We start from the raw sequence: 17,501 nt of genomic DNA on the forward strand, positions 1-17,501 counted from the left end.
CAGGCAACCGCGCCGAATCAGACCCGGGCCAACCTGACCAACTGCTCGGCCAATTCGGCATCGGTGACCGGGGTCAGGGTGAGGTCCGCGGCGGTGGTGAGCAGGTAGCGGCCGTCACCGGAGAAATCCAGCCAGGTGCGATGCCGGGTCGGCGGGGACAGCGGATTCGCGGGTTCGACCGTGACGGTGATGAATCCGCGCCCGTCCACCGGTTCCCGCAGCTTGCGGCGGAAGCGGTCGGCCTGCGCGCCGGTGCCGGAGGCGTCCGGATACAGCACCGCCTGCTGCGGTTCCCGCAGCGGTTCCAGCCGTCCCGGCGGTGCGGAACCGATGATCTCCACCAGTTCGCGGCCCAATTGCTCGGCGGGACACAGGGATACGGTCACCGTGTCCGGCAGCGAGACCAGAATGCCCGCGCGCTGCTGGGCCACCGCCGCGAACGCGAGAATGCGGCGCGCCTCCGGACCGGCCGTGCGCTCGCCGTACAGCGTGACGGTGGTGGTGTCGGTGCGGGCGCACAGGGCCAGGGCCGCGGCCAGTTCCGGATCGGTGCGACGCAGGAAGCGCGGCGGCGGCGTGCCCCACGGCGCGCCCGTATTCCCCGTCGCTCCGAATCGCGCTGTGCCCGCGCCGCTCTCGGGTGCGGCGGGGCCGGTGTCGAGCGGATAGGGTCGCCGGGCCAGATCGGTTTCGCGGGTCCAGATCATCGCGAACTCGTCCGGGGTCAAGATCCATTTCACGTGGCCGACCCCCTTTCTACGGTCACCTCCGTCCCGCTCGCGACCCTACCGGAGAGATTCTGCGGGTGCTGGGTGTCATCGATGAGCTCGATCTGTGACCTGTCGCACTTTGTGAACACCGTTGCTATCGAACAGGTTCGATCGGGGGAGTCAATCGCCTTGCCGCGTGGCGTAATCGGCGAGTCCGGTGAGCACGGCATCGAAATCGCGAGTGGCCGCCGCGATGACGCGGGCTCGGACCGCCTCCGGGTGCTCGCCCGCGAGAATGCCGTGGCGGATCTCGGCGTGCAGGGCGCGGTCCAGCCCGGCGAGCACCGCGGCGACCAGCCGCGGGGTCGGGTCGTCCGGAGAGGTGTGCGTCGCCTCCGAGAGGGCTTGCGCCAGTGCGGCTTCGGTGCGTTCGCCGAGCTGGCGCAGGCGGGCCTGGAGGGCGGGGCTGTCCGCGATGAGCTGCCAGAACGCGGTGGCCGCGGGGGAGAGGCCGAGGGTGGGGTCGTCGTCGCGCAGCCGTTCGAGGAAGGCCCGGCGCATGGCGGCCGCCGCGGATTCGCCCGGTTCGCGGTCGCGGACCGCCTTGGCGAGGCGGTCGGCCACCTCGTCCTGGCGGTCGAAGAACAGGTCCTCCTTGGTCGGGAAGTAGTTGAACGCGGTGTTCACCGAGACGTTCGCGGCCCGGGCCACCTCGGCCACGGTCACCTTGTCGAAGCCGCGTTCCAGGAACAGCGTCATGGCCGCGTCGGCGAGCGCGGTCCGGGTGGCGAGCTTCTTCTCCTCGCGCAGTGTCAATGGCCTCTCCTCACTGTCGGAAGCAGTATAGGGGTGACACTAAAATTGGTGTGACACCAAAATTCGCGTTAGGGTCGAATCATGGCACTGAGATTTGGCATCTACGCGGGCGGACTCGGCGAAGATCGATTCCGCAACACCACGCCCGGTCCGCCCGAACGGTCCGATCGGATCGCCGAGGCCCTCGACGCACTGCACGCAGACCGGCCCTTCGTGGTGCGCGGATACGTCCAGTACAACGATGCGGCAGGGGGTCATCGCCAAGCCCCGCCCCGGCCGTGGCAGTACGCCGCACCGCACCGGAAGCTCGATCTGGTGGTGTGTTTCCGCGAGCCGGGCGAGGACCTCACCGGTTGGCTCGAGTTCCTGCGCAAGCAGATTCGCGAGCACGGGCCGGTGCTCGCCTCCTTGCAGATCGCGGAGGAGCCGAACCACACCGGCCCGGGTGGGGACGGCGAGCAACCGGCGGTGCGGCAGGCGGTCGTGGAGGGGGTGCGCGCCGCGCGGGCGGAGGTGGACCGGCTCGGCCTCGATATCGGGATCGGCTGCAACTCCTCGGTGATACTCGATCCGGCGCAAGAGTTCTGGACGGATCTCGGTCGGCGCGGCGGCAGCGAATTCGCGCACGCGCTCGACTATGTCGGCCTGGACTTCTTCGCCGACGTCTTCCGGCCGATTCCGGCCGACGGGCTCGAGGCCGCCGTCACCGCGGTGCTCACCGGCTTCCGCCGCGAAAGCCTCACGGCCGCGGGCATTCCGGACACCACGCCCATTCACATCACCGAAAACGGCTGGGCCACCGGGCCGAACCGCTCCTACGAGCGTCAGGCCGAAGTGCTCGAGACGGTGGTGCGGCTCGTCGACGGCCTCGCCGACGAGCTCAACATCACCACCTACGAACACTTCGGCCTGCGCGACTCCTACAGCGACCAGGGCGATATGAATCTCGAATTCGGGCTCCTGCGTTCGGATTACACGCCCAAGCCCGCCTTCGACCGCTACCGCGAACTCATCGCGGAATACAGCGTCAAGCCGTAGTGACCTCGATGGTGATGCCCGCCGCCCGCAGCCGCTCGGTCAGCGCGTCACCCATGGCCGCGGCCGGGGTCAGTATGCCCGCCAGTTCCGGCAGGGTGTCGAAGGCCAGGCACAGGCCGGACTGGCCGAGCATGACCGCGGTGGCCTGGTAGCCGGGATCGCCCTTGCCCGCGAAGGTGCACAGGTACTTCGCGCCCGAGGTGGTGTGCGCGAAGGTGCGCATGGTGAACCAGCCGCTCTTGCGGGACTGCTCGCTGGGGCCGGTGCCCGGCTTGGGCACGATGCGGTCGATCAGCTTGCGGCCCACCGCCGCCCGCGAGAGCACCGCGCCCGCCGCCATGGTGGCCACGATGCCGCCCGCGATACCCGCCGCGATGAGCGGCGCGGTGGCCGACTTCCCCGCGCTCATGACCTCGCGGTACCGGAAGTTCTTGCCGTACGGCCAGCCCAGCAGGCCATTGGAGCGTCGCACGATCTTGGTGTTGTGCGCGCCCATGATGAAGGTCGCCACCCAGCCGTCCAGGCTCGGATCGATGGTCGAGGCGCGCGCGAGGGCCTGATCGCTCTGGCGGCCGACATCGGGTTCCATGGTCTTGTCGGGGCTCAGCGAATACGGGTGCGCCATGATCGCGCCCTTGCGCGGATCCTCGGCGATGGCCTCCATCATGGCGCGGCCGGAATCGATGGTGCCGCCGCTGGCCCCGCCCTTGAGGCTGGCCACCAGGGTGACGTCGGTGAGCTCGCCGGTATTGTCCGCCACGCTGCGCCGGTAGAGCTGGTAGACGCTCAGATCCGACGGAATCGAGTCGTAGCCGCAGGAATTCACGATCTTCGCGCCGGTCTCGGCGGCCTTGTCGCCGAACTGGTCGATGCATTCGCGAATGAACAGCGGCTCACCGGTGAGATCGGCGTAGTGCGTGCCGTTCTCGGCGCACGCCCGCACCAGCGGCAGGCCGTAGCGCAGGTACGGGCCTACGGTGGTGACGACCACCTTGGTTCGCGCCGCCAGTGCGTCCAGGCTGGCCTGATCAGTCGAATCCGCCTGCACCAGCGGCCACTCCGCGGCCGCGGCACCCAGTTCGGAGCGTACGGCGGCCAGCTTCTCGGGCGAGCGCCCGGCCAGCGCGATGCGCGCCCCGGCCGGGGCCGATTCGGCGAGATACTGCGCGGTCAGCTTGCCCACGAAGCCGGTCGCCCCGAATAGGACGATGTCGAATTCCCTGTTGGCCATTGGTTTTCCCATCCGGTGAGGTGCTTACGCCTTGGCGGCGCGCTTGCGGGTCTTCTTGGTCGGCCCCCCGGTGGTCGGCGTCGGAGCCGGGCGGCTCGCCAGCCATTCATGGTGCGCGCGGCCCAGTTCGGTGACCGGCTCGTCGCCGTAGAGCCATTCCCGCGCGATGCGGTGCCAGTTCCCGGTGGCCTCCAGCTGCCCGAGCATGCCGAAGGTGAGGAAGTCCGCGCGCCGCGAGAACAGGTGCTCCGGCGGCAGATTCTGCTGCTTCATCCCCGCGAACTCACTGGCCCGCGGATCCACCGCCAAAACGAACGCGCCGGAAGCCAATTCGGGCGTGATGGTCAGTTCCTCGTCCACCAGCGCCCATTCGCAGGCCGCGAGCACGTACTCGAGACATTCCTCGGGCGTGATCTCGTCCGGCGATTCGATCACGCCGCGCTTGATCATGAGGTCGCGCAGGTCCTCGGCGCGCTCCTCGGCCGCGGCGCGAATGCAAATGGCCTCGAACTGCACGTGCTCGGGATCCATCCGGTTGTAGAGCCCGAAGTCCAGGAACGCCACCCGACCGTCGGCCCCGAGCAACAGATTTCCGGGATGCGGGTCACCGCAGAACTCGTTGAAGGTGAACAGCGAGCCCACATAGAAGCGGTAGATGATCTCGCCGATCCGATCGCGTTCCGCCGCGGGCAGTTCCCGGATCTCCTCGAAGCCACGGCCCGGGAAGTACTCGCTCACCAGTACACGCGTGGTCGACAGTTCCGGATAGGTGGTCGGCACCACGATGAACGGGTGCCCGGTGAACAGCGCCGAGATCTGCTGCTGGGTATTGGCTTCCGCGACGTAGTCGAGTTCGCTCTCGAGGTTCAGCCGCAGCTCGTCCAGCACGGCCGGGGTCACCCACGGCATGGCCGACTGCAGGATTCGTCGGAACATGGCCAGGTTCTTCAGATCCGCGCGCACCGCCGCGTCGATGCCCGGATACTGCACCTTCACCGCGACTTGGCGGCCGTCGTGCAGGGTGGCCTTGTAGACCTGCCCGATCGAGGCCGCGGCGATCGGCTCCGGATCGAATTCGGCGAAGACGGCCTCGAGGGGCTTGCCGAAGTCCTCTTCGATGACCGCCTTCATGACCTCGAACGACACCGAGGGCGCGCTGTCGCGCAGGACCGCCAGCCGCCGCTGGAAACGCTCCCGATGCTGCGGCGGCACCAGATCCAGGTCCAGCACGGACAGCATCTGCCCGAGCTTCATGGCCACACCCTTCATGGTGCCCAGCACCATGACCATCTGCTCGGTGGCCCGGATCATGGACTCCTCGGCCATCCGCGCCCGCACCGCCTCGGACCGGCCGCGCATGGATCTGCGAGTCTTCTGGGCGCGCAGGGCATTCCCCGCGACAGCCATTCCCAGCTTCGTCCCCCGCGCAAGCCTGGATGTGGGCAGCTCTTTCGCCATCAGTGACCCTCCATGGGAGCCAACACCCTCGTTGGTGCCGACACGGCGGAAAACCGTTCGGTGCGGTCCGCCACGAATCAGCCTAACCACACCGAGAACTCGAGTGCTAGCTGTCAGCTAGCAGTATTTTCCGGATCCGGTAGGACATGCGGACGCGAGTTGAAGTAGTGCCGATCGCCGCCCGCGCGGACCATTCCCTCGATGGCGCTCCAGGCCATCATCGTCAGGTAGTCGAGCATTTCCTCGCTGGACATGGTGCGGTTGGAGATCCACCAGTCCGTCGCCAGCTGCACGCCGCCGACCAGCACGTACGACCACAGCATCGACCCCTCGGTCTGCACATTGCGGTCGAAGGCCTTGTCCACGATGACCGCCGAGACCACCTGTGCGAACAGCTTCTCGAAATCGGCGAGGGTGGAGGTGTCGGTGGCCGAGCCGTTGCCCATGATGAACCGGTAGACGTCGGTATCGGAATCGACGGTGTGCACGTACGCCGCCAGCGTGTTGCGGACCAGCTGATACTCGTCGAGGTCGTCGCTGATGGCCTCGTAGATGCGCGGCATCAGCGTGGTCTCGATGAACCGCTCCATGGTGGCGCGGGTCAGGTCCTGCTTATCCGAGAAGTACCGGTACAGCACGGTTTTGGAGACGCCGATCTCGGCGGCGATCTCGTCCATCCCGGCGTCGCCGCCGCGCTTGCGAATGGCGGCCAGGGTGCCGTCCACCAGCTCCTCGCGGCGATCGATCTTGTGCTGCTGCCAGCGGCGTTTGCGGCCGTCGACCCGACCACCGCGTGGGGTAGTGGCCGCCTCCATGGCGGCACCTACGGTGCCTTTGGTGGTCACGCTGCGTTGGCTCCTTGTTCGCGTCCTGGGCCTGGGCCTATTCAGCTTAAGCCTCCCATGCTGTGCAACGGCGCCGTTCGGGACGGGCCCGGTGGCGGGGAGTTCGTCACACCACGCGCCAGAATGGAAGATATGGAGCAACCTGTCGGCAGTGCCGGGGTACTCGACACCACCGAGCCCGGGCCCATGAAGACCACACCGCCCGGCGGCGGGGCGTTCGCCGATTTCCTCGACGAAGAGGGCAAGAAGCGGGAGCTGTGGCGCATGAAGGCCATCGCCACCGGCTTTCTGGCCGCCGCCACCCTCATCTATATCCTCTGCGCCTGGGCCACGTCCCGCGGCGGGGTCGGGGAGTGGGTCGGCTATGTGAAGGCGGCCTCCGAGGCGGGCATGGTCGGCGCGTTGGCCGACTGGTTCGCCGTCACCGCGCTGTTCCGGCATCCGCTCGGCCTCCCGATTCCACACACCGCCATCATTCGCAAGAAGAAGGACCAGGTCGGCGCGGGACTGGGCGAATTCGTCCGCGAGAACTTCCTCTCGCCCGATGTCGTTGCCACCAAGGTGAATTCCGCGCAGATCTCGCTGCGATTGGGCCGCTGGATGGCCGAACCCGCGCACGCGGAACGCATTTCCGACGAGAGCGCCACGATTCTGCGCGCGGTCATCGGCGTGCTGCGCGACGAGGACGTCGAGCAGATCATCGACAACACCATCGTCAAGCGGATCGCCGAACCGCTGTGGGGCCCGCCCATCGGCAAGGTGCTCAACGAGCTCATCGCCGACAACCGCCAGGCCCCGCTGCTGGACCTGCTGGCCGAGCGCGCGCACCAGTGGGCGCTGGATTCGCAGGAGACCCTGGATCGCATCGTGAACCGCGACGCGCCGTCCTGGGCCCCGAAGTTCGTGAATTCGCTGCTGGCCGAGCGCATTTACCGGGAGCTGGTGGAATTCACCTGGAAGGTCCGTACCCAGCCCGATCACGAGGTGCGGCTGGCGGCGAATCGTTTCCTCGAGGATTTCGCGCACGATCTGCAATACGACGACGCCATGATCGAGAAGGCCGAGAAGATCAAGACCGAGTTGATGACCCGGCGCGAGGTCAACGGTCTGGCGCAGGCCACCTGGCGGGCCGCCAAGCGCATGATCCTGGAATCGGCGGAGGACCCGAATTCCACGCTGCGCCGCAAGGTTTCCGATAACGTGCAGCAGTTGGGCGAGCGGCTCTCGAGCGATCCGGATATGCGCGACAAGGTCGACGGTTGGATCGAGCGCGGCGTCCGGTATCTCATCGCCAACTACGGTGCGGAGGTCGCGACGCTGGTCAGCGACACCGTTGCCCGCTGGGACGCGGAGGAGGCCAGCCGCAAGATCGAATTGGCGGCGGGCAAGGATCTGCAATTCATTCGCATCAATGGCACGGTGGTCGGTTCGCTGGCGGGTCTGGTCATCTACGCGATCTCGCATTTGCTGTTCAATGGCTGATCGATTGTCCAAATAGCGCCTCGGGCGGAGCGCTATCGGTTTGCCGAGATGGTGCTAGCAGAGCGCTTGCAAGAGCTAGCACCCCGTCCTAGAATTGACCGTACAACCGCCGGAAGGTGAGTGATGAAGCACGATCCCGAGGTTCCCGAACCGATCGAAGGCGACGCAGCGGAGACGTCCGCCGCCGGAGACCGGTCGGGCCGCGTAGCCAACGCGGCTCACGACATCGGGGGCTTCATCCGGGCGCAACGCGAGGCCGCCCAGGTCTCCTTGCGTCAGCTCGCACAGCTGGCGGGGGTGAGCAATCCGTACTTGAGTCAGATCGAGCGCGGACTGCGCAATCCGTCCGCCGAGGTGCTCGCACAGATCGCGAAGGGTCTGCGGGTCTCCTCGGAGGTCTTGTACATGCGGGCCGGGTACCTCGAGCAGAGGCCGCACGGCCCTGTCCGGGATGCCCTACTGGCCGACGTCAATCTGACCGAACGCCAAAAGCAGGTCCTCCTGGACATCTACGAATCGTTCCGCCGGGAAAACCAGGTGGACGAGGACAGAGGGGACGCAACGGACCTAAAGGGGGGCGTTCCCGGGGGAGACAGGGACAACGAGGTTCCGCACCGCACAACCGAAGTTCCGCCACGCCAGGAGAACGAACCATGACCGAGCCCAAGCTCACCGCCACCGTGACCAAGCCGCTCTACGCCACCGTCGGCGCGGGTGACGCCCTCTACGCCACCGTGCTGGACGTCGTCTCGCAGATCCGCGAGCGGGCCAATTCCGCCGACGTGCAGGGCCGTATCGAAGAGGCCCGCGAGCGTTTCGCCAACCTCCCGGCCGACGTGCAGGGCCAGGTCGAGACCCTGCGCCAGCGCGTGCAGGCGCTGCCGTCCGAGCTGCCCGAGGACCTGGCCGAACTGCGCGAGAAGGCCACCCCCGAGGAGCTGCGCAAGCTGGTCGACCAGTACTACCACCAGCTGCTGGACCTCTACGCCGACCTGGCCGCCCGCGGCGAGGAGACCGTCGAGAAGCTGCGCCACAGCGAGTACGTCGAGTCGCTGCTGAACCAGGACCCGGTCGTGGCGGCCCAGGACGCCTTCGACAAGGCGCGGGCGCAGGCCGAGGCGGCCTTCGAGAAGGCCTACGAGCAGGTCGGCCCGTACATCGGCCGGACCGGTAAGGACGAGGCCCCGGCCGAGGATGCCGTCGACGCCGAGGTCGTGGACGTGACCACCGAGACCGCTCCGGTCGAGGACGAGGCCCCCAAGAAGGCCGCGCCCGCCAAGAAGGCCCCGGCCAAGAAGGCTCCCGCCAAGAAGGCCGCGCCCGCCGCGAAGAAGTAAGACCTCGCGTTCCACGCGAAAAAGCTTGTGGCCCTCGCACACTGCCGTGTGCGGGGGCCACGGTGCTTTGGGGCGCGCGTCGGCGGCGGCTGTGAACGTTGTGTCAAGGAGTCCGTGTCGGGCTGAGAAGCCCTGGTGGACAAGGTTTCGCTCCGTATGATGGCTGGGGTGACGATGGGAATTACCGGATTGATCCTGACGGTGTTGTGGCTGGGCGCGCTCGGCATGACGGTATTCGCCCTCATTCACGCGATTCGTCAACGCCCGGATGCCTTCACGGCCGTGGACAAGTTGACCAAGCCGGTCTGGATCGCGATTCTGGCGGCGTCGCTGGGTGCGTTGCTGCTGGCCCGGACCCCGATCGGGCTGCTGGGCATCGCCGCGGTCGTGGCGACGGGCGTGTACCTCGCCGATGTCCGCCCCAAGGTGGACGAGATTCAGCGCGGGCCGCGCTGGTAACCGGCCCCCGACACCTTCGGCCGCCACTCGGGTCCTCCGGGTGGCGGCCGATTTTTTTCACCGCAATGTGCTGGCCAGGGGTGAAGTCCGTTCCGACTCGGAAACTTTTCGCGTGCTTGCACTAGCAAGCACCCGGTGAGCGGGTTACTGTATCCATCAGTAACACAAAGGAGTGTCCTATGCGGGCAATGCTGCCTCACCCTGCGGACCTCGGCCGAATGGTCCGCGACCGGCTGCGCGAACATCGCGCGGACCTGCGCACCCGGACCTACGGCAATGCCGATCTGAACCCGCCGACAGGTCCCTGCGAGGTCGTTCCGGTCGCCACCTCCGACGGCGCCCACCTGCGGGTGCACGCCTACGGCCCCGCCGACGGCAATGTGCTCGTGCTGGTGCACGGCTGGACCTGCTGCCTCGAATACTGGAACCCCCAGATCAATGCCTTCGCCGGTGAGTATCGCGTGGTCGCCTACGACGTCCGCGGCCACGGCGAGAGCGAATCGGGCACCGCCCCGCTCACCACCGATCAATTGGCCGACGACCTGGCCGACGTCCTGGACGCGGTCCTGAAGCCCGGGCAGCGGGCCGTCCTGGTGGGACACAGCCTGGGCGGCATGACAATTCAGGCCTGGGCCGGACGGTATCCGCAGCGGGTGCAGAAGCAGTTGCTGGCCGTGCTGCTCACCAACACCGCCGCCGGTGACCTGATCGCCGAGACGACCCTGCTGCCCTTCTTCAATCGCGGTCCGGTCGCGCTGCCGTTCGTGATCGGCATGCTCGGGTTGAGCTCACCGATTCTCTTCCCGCCCATCGCGCCGGTGAAGTGGCTGTTCCGCCGCGGCATCATGAGCCTGGCGTCGGTCGGCGACATCGCCGACTTCGGCCTGAACATCGTCCGTTCCTGCCCGGCGCGGGTGCGCGGCCGCTTCGGAGCGCTGCTGTCGTCCCTGGATGTCGGGCGTGGGGCGGCGCGGCTGACCGTGCCGACCACCGTCATCGCCGGATCGGACGACGACATGACCCCGCCGGTGCATTCGGAGCGGATCGTCGAAATGCTCACCGAGGCCGGAAGTCTCGATGGTTTCACCATTCTCCCGACGGGGCATCTCGGAAATGTGGAGGCATACCAGGAGTTCAACGTCGAACTCGCCCGGGTTGCCAAGTCCGCGTTCGGGATTCCCGCGCGGGTGGTGGGTGCCTGAGGGTGGGACCTTTTCCCACCCTTGGTGCCCTATTCCGGGGCGGTGGCCGCCTCGACCATGGACGTGAAGCGAAAGATATACGGCGCTTGCACTAGCAAGCACCTCGGCTAGCGCGCTACTGTGGTCTGGAACACAAAGGAGTGCTCATGTTGGTGAAACTGCCGGAGGCGGGCGTGGATGCGCTGACCGCCCCCTTTCGCCCCGGACTGCGGTCGCGTCGTTACCGGACGGCCTCGCTCAACACCCCGCGTCCCGCCGAAATCATCCCCGTAACCACCCGTGACGGCGCGAAACTGCGCGTGCACGCCTACGGTCCCGCCGACGGCGAGGTCATCGTGCTGGCCCACGGCTGGTCCTGCGCCATCGAATACTGGAACCCGCAGATCAACGCCTTCTCCGGCGAGTACCGGGTGATCGCCTTCGATCAGCGCGGCCACGGCGAGAGCGAATGCGGCACACGGCCTTTCAGCGCCGACCAACTGGCCGACGACTTCTCCGACATCCTCGACGCCGTACTGGCGCCGGGTCAGCGGGCCGTGCTGGTCGGACACAGCATGGGCGGCATGACCATTCAGGCGTGGGCGCGGAAGTATCCGGAGCAGGTCCGGTTCCGGGCCTCGGCGGTTCTGCTGGCCACCACGGCCGCGCGTCAGATCCCCACCCGCGCCACCGTGATTCCGATCCTCAATGACGTGATTCCCGGTCCGGAATGGCTGGCCGTCGCACTCTTCGGCACGCCCGTTCCGCTGCCCGGCGGCGCGGCCGTGCACCTCATCGCCAAGCATCGGCTGGCGAATCCGGCCGCCACCCGCGACGAGGTCCGCTTCGGCGTCTCCATCGTCCGCTCCTGCCGTCCGTCGGTGCGCGCGGCCGTGGCCCGGGGTCTGGTCAAGCTCGACCTGCACGGTGCCGCAGCCAATTTGACCGTGCCGACCACGGTCATCGCGGGCTCCTACGACAGGCTGCTGCCGGAGGTTCACTCCCGCGAGATCGCCGACACCCTCGCCGAGGCGGGCTACCTGGATCGCTACACCGTGCTGCCGACCGGCCACCTGGTGAACATCGAAGCCGCGCACGCGTTCAATATCGAACTGCATCGCGTCATCCGGGTCGCGCGCCGCGGCACGATGGCCACCGCGGTCTGATCGCCTTCCGCGACAGGCCTATTCGAAGACGACGGTGCGACGCCCGTGCACTAGCACGCGGCCCTCGAGATGCCAGCGCAGGCCGCGGGCGAGCACCACGCGCTCGATATCGCGGCCCTGGCGGACCATGTCGTGCACGGTGTCGGAGTGGTCGATGCGGATGACGTCCTGCTCGATGATCGGGCCCGCGTCCAGTTCCGCGGTCACGTAGTGGCAGGTCGCCCCGATCAGTTTCACGCCGCGCGCGAAGGCCTGGTGGTAGGGCCGTGCGCCGACGAAGGACGGCAGGAAGCTGTGATGGATATTGATGGCTCGACCCGCCCAGTGCTCACACAGTTGCGCGGGTAGCACCTGCATGAAGCGGGCCAGCACCACGGCGTGCGGGTCGTGGGCGTCGACCAGTTCGCGCACCTGCTCGAAGGCCGGGCCGCGCTCGGCCGGATCCTTGGGGAACGGCACGTGGTGGAACTTGATGCCGTGCGCCTCGGTCATGGCGGCCAGGTCCGGGTGATTGCCGATGACGGCCTCGATGGTGGCGGGCAGTTCCCCGCTGGTGGCGCGGCCGAGCAGGTCGTGCAGGCAGTGGCCGTCCTTGGAGACCAGCAGCACCGCGCGGCGGCGTTCGCCGGTGTCCAGCAGCTGCCAATCGGCTTCGAGGTCGGCGGCGACGGCGGTGAAGCGGTCGCGCAGCTCGGTCAGATCGAAGGGCACGGTAGCGGCCTCGAGGGCCTGCCGGGTGAAGAACCACCCGGTCTCCAGATCGGAGTGGTAGCCCGCCTCCACGATCGAGCCGCCGAAATCGGCGATGAACGAGGTGATGCGGGCGATGATGCCGGGACGGTCCGGGCAGCCCAGGGTGAGCACGTAGCGACGGTCGTCCAGGGTGGAACTCATCCGGCTATCTTCCCAGCAACCACCCGGGTCCCGACCAATGGGGTGAATCGGCCCTTCCGGTCACAATGTGTAGAAGGCGTCGGCGTAGTGGAATTCGCCCTTGATCTCGAGCTCGTACGCGGTCAGGGGGCGGACCTGGAAGTGGGAGGACCAGTCCGCGACATCCGGGATGATGCCCAACCGAGTGCCGGGGACGAAACCGAAGCGGGGGTAGTACTCGAGGCTGCCGAGCAGGCCGACCAGCGGCTCGTCGAGGGCGTCGGCCGCGCCGAGGGCCGCGTGCATGAGGGCCGATCCGATGCCCTTGCCCTGGTGTTCGGCGAGCACCCCGATCGGGCCCAGGGCCAGCACCGGGAACGGGCCCACGCCCGCGCGGGTGAGGCAGACGTGGCCGACCACCCGATCCTGGAATTCCGCCACCAGCGACAGGGTCGGAATCCAGGCCGAGCCATCGTCGCGCAATCGGTGGACGAGACCGACCTCGACCGGGTCGGCGGACGGATTGGCTGGGTCAGCGGAGGGATTACCGGGGGAGCGCTCGAAGGCGCTGCGATGCACCGCGTCGATCGTTACGGCATCGCCGGTACGTTCACGACGGATCAGCACGCCTACAAGCATGCGTGACGGCGGCTGCGGCCCGCAACGAAATTCGCCGGGACGGTGCTGGATCGTGAGGATGTGCCAAACTCGGTGCTCATGGCACAGATTTCCCGTCGTGACGTGGCGGCGATGATCGATCACACCCTGCTGGCCCCCGAGGCCACCCCCGCCGAGGTGACCGCGCTCGTCGACGAGGCGCGCGAGTTGGGGGTGCTCGCGATCTGCGTGTCCCCGTCCATGCTGCCGGTGCGCGCGCCGGGTCTGGTGGTGGCCACGGTCGCGGGTTTCCCGTCCGGCAAACATCATTCGCTGGTGAAGGCGGCCGAGGCCCGGCTGGCCGTGGACCAGGGCGCGGCCGAGGTGGACATGGTCATCGATGTCGGCGCGGCGCGGGCGGGGGACTACAACGCGGTGCTGGCCGACATCGTCGCGGTGCGAGAGGCCATGGGGGACGCGGCATTGCTCAAGGTAATTCTCGAAAGTGCCGCGCTCAGTGACGAGGCCATTGTCGAGACCTGTCGGGCCGCCGAGCTGGCGGGCGCGAACTTCGTGAAGACCTCCACCGGTTTCCATCCCGCGGGCGGGGCCAGCGCGCACGCGGTGAAACTGATGGCCGACACCGTCGGTGGGCGACTGGGCGTGAAGGCCAGCGGCGGCATCCGCACCGCGGCGCAGGCGGCGGAGATGATCGCCGCCGGCGCGACGCGGCTCGGCTTGTCGCGGTCTCGTGAAGTGCTGGAAGGGTTTCCGCTCTAGCAGGTCACGTTCTGCTGCTGCCCGTTCTGGTCGGCGGCCTGCAGATCGGCGTGGCCGCCACGCAGCGAGACGTGCAGCCCGTCCTTGGTGACCTCGACCTTGGTGGGCTGCAGGCCCATCGGGTAGCTCTGCAGGCTCTGGGTCATGAGATCCACGATGCCCGAGACCAGATCGGTGGGCAGCCCGAAGCCCATGAGCGAGGCCTGCAGGGTGTCGACCTCGATCTTGTCGCCCACGATCTTCGGCTTGACCTGCAGCTGGGCCAGGCCGCCCAGCACCGCGAAGCTCAGCGTGCCCGAGTTCGGGTCCGAGGTCGCGCCGGAGACCAAGCCGCCCAAGGTCTTCGTGATGCCCTCGTTGCTCCAGGTCACCTCGGCGGTGGAGCTGCCGACGGTGGCGCCCTGCTGGCCATTGCCCTTCAGCTCGACGTCATTGAAGGTGGCGTGCACGACCATGTCCTGGGCCGGGCCGAACTTGGTGTCGTCGCTGTCCACCGTCACCGAGGACACCTTCTTGTCGAACATGGTGAGCAGCAGCGGTTTCCAGCCGAAGGACACGTCGATCTTGGAGCCCATCTGGGCCTCGAACTGCGAGCTGATGCACGACTCGTACTTGTGCCGGGCGTAGGCCTCGCCACCGGCCAGGCCGCCCGCCACCAGCAGCGCCACCACCAGGCCGACGATCAGCAAGGTCTTCTTGTGATTTCGGCGCATACCGGGTGAACCTCCCTGTCCACCACCGACATTCACCGGCGGCGGCGGGGTGCCGGGCGGCTGCTGGAAGCCGCCGGTCGCGCCCTGGGCGTAGGCGGGGTCGCCGGTGTAGCCCATGCCATTCGGCAGGGGCGCGGTCGCGTTCGGTGGATAACCCGCCTGGTCGGCGACCGGGTGACCGCCGCTCGCGCCCGGCACGTAGGCGGCCTCGCCCGGGTGAATGGCCTGGGTCGCCTGCTCGCCGAGCACCGCGGTGGGCTGGTCGCCGTGCTGGGCGGTGGGCTGGTCGCCGTGCTGGGCGGTGGGGTCGTTCCACCACTCTTGTCGGGGCGTCGGCTGTGCGCCTTGGCCGCTGTGCACCTCGGTCGGCGAGTCGTGCTGCGCGCCTAGGACTTCGGTGGGCGTGCTGTCCGGCTTGTCGAGATCGACCGGCCGCCCCTGTGGATCGACAGGCTGCACAGCGGCATCGGCCGGCTGCGCGGCGGCGTCACGGGTGGTCGCGTCGTTCGAGGTGGGGTCCGAACTCATGGCAGCGATTCTTCCCGACCTTTCTGTGCGGGCTCTGAGCTTCCCGTGAGGTGTCGGCTCACACCGCCGGATTGTGACGTATCACACAGGGGTCCGGCCTATTCTGGATCTCATGGCAGGGGACGGGGCGCCGGAGCCCGATCCGGAACACGGATGGCTGGCATTGCGGGAGCAGGCCGGGCGGCACGCCGGATATTTCACCACCCGTCAGGTGCTGCGCACGGGGTGCGAGGTCCGGATTCGGGACGGGTTGCGCGACGGCAGCGTGCTGCGCTCGGGGGTCGGGCTGCTGCGGCTGGCGGACTGGCCGGACGGGCCGCTGGACGAATACGCCATGTGGTCGGCCTGGTTCGACGGCGCGGCCGCGGTCTCCCATCACAGCGCGGCCGAACTGCACGGTCTCGGGCGCTTGCGGCCCCGGTACGTGCATCTTTCGGCGCGGGTCGGGCGGTTCCCGCTCTCGCCGCGACTGGTGGTGCTGCGCCGCGGTTTCGCCCGCAAGGACGTGGAGTCGGCGGGCGCGTTCCTGGTGACGACGCCGCTGCGCACCGTGCTGGATCTGGCCGAGGCGGGCATCGGGCAGGCCGCGCTGGACGAGGTGGTGGCCGACGCGGTCGCCATCCACCGCTGCGCGCGGGCCGAAATCCGTTCCGCCAGTGCCGCTCTGGACCCATCCGCGGCCGCCCGGCTGCGCCGGGCGCTGACCCGCACCCAGCAGGACCCGCGGTAGGGGTTTCATCGCGCGGGCTTCGAGTTTTGCGGGGGCCGGATTCGTGGCAGGGTGACTGTCCATGGGCAAGGTCGGTGCTGGCGTGTGGGATCTGGTGTTTCCGCCCGGACCGCCCGACCTGATCGCCGACATGTTCTCCGCGGCCGTGGTGGCCGACGCGATTCGGCCCTACGACGCCGATCTCGCGCAATCGGTGGAGACCTGCCGGGACTGGCGGCGCGAATACCACCGGGTCTTCCGGGGGATGACGGCCCTGGCCATCAGCGCGCCGGAGATCTCGCTGGGCATGGCCGCGGCCGGACTGGACTCGGTGCGGCACATGCTGCGCTTCGCCGTCGGGCGCACGGTCGCGACGCTGGACACCATCGACGTGGACGCGGAAGCCGATGCGGCCGTGCTCGAGACGGGCGAGGTGGCGGGCGAGGCCGCGGCGGTGAAGCGACTCGAGGTGCCGTGGCGGGGGCGGCTGCTCGCCGAGGACGCGCTGCGGCTGCGGCTGGCCGAATGGCAGACCCGCGGGATTCTCGAGGCCGATTTCGTGGCGGCCGTCGAACGGGTCATCGAGCATCCGGAGTGGTTGGCGCTGCCCGGTTTCCGGGTCACCGTGACCGGTGCGGGCGCGGAACTCGGTCCGCTGCGGCCGCTGCTGGCCTGGGGCGCGGACGTGCTGGCCGTGGACCGGCCGGGCCGGGCCCGCTGGGACCGGCTGCGCGCCGCCGCCCGCGGCGGGGCCGGTGTCCTGCGTTTCCCCGTTGTCGACGCCGAAGCCGGGGTCGATATCGCCAGAAGCTTTCCGGCCCTGGCCCGTTGGATCACCGCGCACAGTGACGCCCGCCCGGTGCTCGGTCTCTACGCGGAACTGCCCGGCGCGGCGGGCGTGCGACTGGCCGCCGCCTCCGATGTGCTCGCCGAGACGCTGCTGCGCCGTCATCCGGATGCCGCCCTGGCCCTGCTCGGATCCCCGACCGACACCTACGCCGTCCCCGCCTCGGTGGTCGCCGCCGCACGGGATCGACTGGTGCGGCGCGGTTTTCGCGGCAGTGCCCAGGATCTGGTGCACAAACTGGCCCCGCGCTCGCTGTACCGCCTCAACTACGCCCGCCCCATCTTCGACACCGACGGCGGGGCCTGGGGCCTGTTCGACAATCTGCCCGCCCTCGCGGGCCCGGATTACGCGCTGGCGCAACGCCTCCCGCGCTGGCGCGCCGTCCTGGCGCGCGCGGCGGGCCACCCGGTGTCCTTCACCGTCGCACCGCCCGCCTGGACCCGCAGCCTGGCCCGCGAATCCGGTTGGCGCACGGCCGCGTACCGCGCCGCCTCCCGCTTCGGCATCGAGGTCTTCGACCCCGGCACCGCCCGCACCCTGCTCGCCGCCAAGCTGGTCGCCGATCTGCATGCCGACAATGAGCCCCGAACCTCCAATCCCGAAGCGCTTTTCGCGACCGGCGCGGCGCACGGCGGCCTGTGGCGTCAGCCCTTCGCCCCGCGCTCCCTACTCGCCCCCGCCGCGCTCTCCGGCGCGATGCGGGAACTGCGTCACAAATTCCAGTAACTCGC

The 17,501-nt window shown here is 68.6% G+C and carries 18 protein-coding genes; 10 read left to right on the forward strand and 8 right to left on the reverse strand.

Annotated features, from left to right (window positions below; translation table 11 throughout):
- Nucleotides 1-17: 17 nt before the first annotated feature.
- Together VMT65_RS00335 and VMT65_RS00340 are read right to left on the reverse strand one after the other, a co-directional pair.
- On the reverse strand, nucleotides 18-740 hold the full coding sequence (locus VMT65_RS00335; protein WP_326305840.1) for an ESX secretion-associated protein EspG: 723 nt from the start codon (nucleotides 738-740) through the stop codon (nucleotides 18-20).
- Nucleotides 741-890: 150 nt separating this feature from the next.
- Nucleotides 891-1,526, reverse strand: coding sequence for a TetR/AcrR family transcriptional regulator (locus VMT65_RS00340; RefSeq protein WP_326305842.1), 636 nt, complete (start codon nucleotides 1,524-1,526; stop codon nucleotides 891-893).
- 81 nt (nucleotides 1,527-1,607) lie between these two features.
- Here VMT65_RS00340 and VMT65_RS00345 point away from each other — a divergent pair, with 81 nt between their 5' ends.
- Nucleotides 1,608-2,564: a hypothetical protein gene (locus VMT65_RS00345; protein ID WP_326305844.1), complete on the forward strand. Its 957-nt coding sequence runs from the start codon at nucleotides 1,608-1,610 to the stop codon at nucleotides 2,562-2,564.
- On the opposite strand, the gene VMT65_RS00350 is transcribed toward VMT65_RS00345, so the two are convergent.
- From VMT65_RS00350 to VMT65_RS00360, 3 genes are all read right to left on the reverse strand, one after another.
- Nucleotides 2,554-3,795: a saccharopine dehydrogenase family protein gene (locus tag VMT65_RS00350; RefSeq protein WP_326305845.1), complete on the reverse strand. Its 1,242-nt coding sequence runs from the start codon at nucleotides 3,793-3,795 to the stop codon at nucleotides 2,554-2,556. The two genes, VMT65_RS00345 and VMT65_RS00350, sit on opposite strands and share 11 nt — an antisense overlap.
- Before the next feature lie 24 nt (nucleotides 3,796-3,819).
- A complete protein-coding gene (locus tag VMT65_RS00355; RefSeq protein WP_326305847.1) occupies nucleotides 3,820-5,253 on the reverse strand; it encodes an ABC1 kinase family protein in 1,434 nt (477 codons plus the stop codon).
- Nucleotides 5,254-5,366: 113 nt separating this feature from the next.
- Nucleotides 5,367-6,068 carry a TetR/AcrR family transcriptional regulator gene (locus VMT65_RS00360; protein WP_326307381.1) on the reverse strand — a complete coding sequence of 234 codons (702 nt, stop codon included), beginning with the start codon at nucleotides 6,066-6,068 and terminating at the stop codon, nucleotides 5,367-5,369.
- Between the two features lie 162 nt (nucleotides 6,069-6,230).
- On the opposite strand from VMT65_RS00360, the gene VMT65_RS00365 reads away from it, so the two are divergent.
- The 6 genes from VMT65_RS00365 to VMT65_RS00390 all read left to right on the forward strand — a co-directional run bounded on the left by VMT65_RS00365 (nucleotide 6,231) and on the right by VMT65_RS00390 (nucleotide 11,723).
- Nucleotides 6,231-7,580 (forward strand): DUF445 domain-containing protein, encoded by a 1,350-nt coding sequence (locus tag VMT65_RS00365; protein ID WP_442790148.1) that lies wholly within the window; start codon nucleotides 6,231-6,233, stop codon nucleotides 7,578-7,580.
- Nucleotides 7,581-7,703: 123 nt separating this feature from the next.
- On the forward strand, nucleotides 7,704-8,237 hold the full coding sequence (locus VMT65_RS00370) for a helix-turn-helix domain-containing protein (RefSeq protein WP_326305849.1): 534 nt from the start codon (nucleotides 7,704-7,706) through the stop codon (nucleotides 8,235-8,237).
- Nucleotides 8,234-8,917 carry a heparin-binding hemagglutinin gene (locus tag VMT65_RS00375; RefSeq protein ID WP_326305851.1) on the forward strand — a complete coding sequence of 228 codons (684 nt, stop codon included), beginning with the start codon at nucleotides 8,234-8,236 and terminating at the stop codon, nucleotides 8,915-8,917. The genes VMT65_RS00370 and VMT65_RS00375 overlap by 4 nt, the downstream gene beginning before the upstream one ends.
- Nucleotides 8,918-9,091: 174 nt before the next feature.
- Nucleotides 9,092-9,376, forward strand: coding sequence for a DUF2516 family protein (locus tag VMT65_RS00380; protein WP_326307383.1), 285 nt, complete (start codon nucleotides 9,092-9,094; stop codon nucleotides 9,374-9,376).
- A 179-nt stretch (nucleotides 9,377-9,555) separates the two neighbouring features.
- Complete coding sequence (locus VMT65_RS00385) at nucleotides 9,556-10,578, forward strand: alpha/beta fold hydrolase (RefSeq protein ID WP_326305853.1); 1,023 nt, start codon at nucleotides 9,556-9,558, stop codon at nucleotides 10,576-10,578.
- A 146-nt stretch (nucleotides 10,579-10,724) separates the two neighbouring features.
- The gene (locus VMT65_RS00390; RefSeq protein WP_326305855.1) at nucleotides 10,725-11,723 is read left to right on the forward strand and encodes an alpha/beta fold hydrolase; all 999 of its coding nucleotides are present in this window, start codon (nucleotides 10,725-10,727) and stop codon (nucleotides 11,721-11,723) included.
- Between the two features lie 18 nt (nucleotides 11,724-11,741).
- On the opposite strand, the gene purU is transcribed toward VMT65_RS00390, so the two are convergent.
- Together purU and VMT65_RS00400 are read right to left on the reverse strand one after the other, a co-directional pair.
- Complete coding sequence (gene purU, locus VMT65_RS00395) at nucleotides 11,742-12,617, reverse strand: formyltetrahydrofolate deformylase (RefSeq protein WP_326305857.1); 876 nt, start codon at nucleotides 12,615-12,617, stop codon at nucleotides 11,742-11,744.
- Nucleotides 12,618-12,677: 60 nt separating this feature from the next.
- On the reverse strand, nucleotides 12,678-13,223 hold the full coding sequence (locus tag VMT65_RS00400; RefSeq protein WP_326305859.1) for a GNAT family N-acetyltransferase: 546 nt from the start codon (nucleotides 13,221-13,223) through the stop codon (nucleotides 12,678-12,680).
- Between the two features lie 90 nt (nucleotides 13,224-13,313).
- Between VMT65_RS00400 and deoC the strand changes: the two genes are divergently transcribed.
- The gene (gene deoC, locus VMT65_RS00405; RefSeq protein ID WP_326305861.1) at nucleotides 13,314-13,973 is read left to right on the forward strand and encodes a deoxyribose-phosphate aldolase; all 660 of its coding nucleotides are present in this window, start codon (nucleotides 13,314-13,316) and stop codon (nucleotides 13,971-13,973) included.
- Here deoC and VMT65_RS00410 read toward each other — a convergent pair.
- Nucleotides 13,970-15,214 carry an LmeA family phospholipid-binding protein gene (locus VMT65_RS00410; protein ID WP_326305863.1) on the reverse strand — a complete coding sequence of 415 codons (1,245 nt, stop codon included), beginning with the start codon at nucleotides 15,212-15,214 and terminating at the stop codon, nucleotides 13,970-13,972. The genes deoC and VMT65_RS00410 overlap by 4 nt on opposite strands.
- Nucleotides 15,215-15,326: 112 nt before the next feature.
- Here VMT65_RS00410 and VMT65_RS00415 point away from each other — a divergent pair, with 112 nt between their 5' ends.
- Both VMT65_RS00415 and VMT65_RS00420 read left to right on the forward strand, forming a co-directional pair.
- Nucleotides 15,327-15,944 (forward strand): hypothetical protein, encoded by a 618-nt coding sequence (locus VMT65_RS00415; RefSeq protein WP_326305865.1) that lies wholly within the window; start codon nucleotides 15,327-15,329, stop codon nucleotides 15,942-15,944.
- A gap of 61 nt (nucleotides 15,945-16,005) precedes the next feature.
- Complete coding sequence (locus VMT65_RS00420; RefSeq protein ID WP_326305867.1) at nucleotides 16,006-17,496, forward strand: hypothetical protein; 1,491 nt, start codon at nucleotides 16,006-16,008, stop codon at nucleotides 17,494-17,496.
- Nucleotides 17,497-17,501: the final 5 nt, after the last annotated feature.

The organism is Nocardia sp. CDC153 (genome assembly GCF_035818515.1).
GTDB lineage: Bacteria > Actinomycetota > Actinomycetes > Mycobacteriales > Mycobacteriaceae > Nocardia.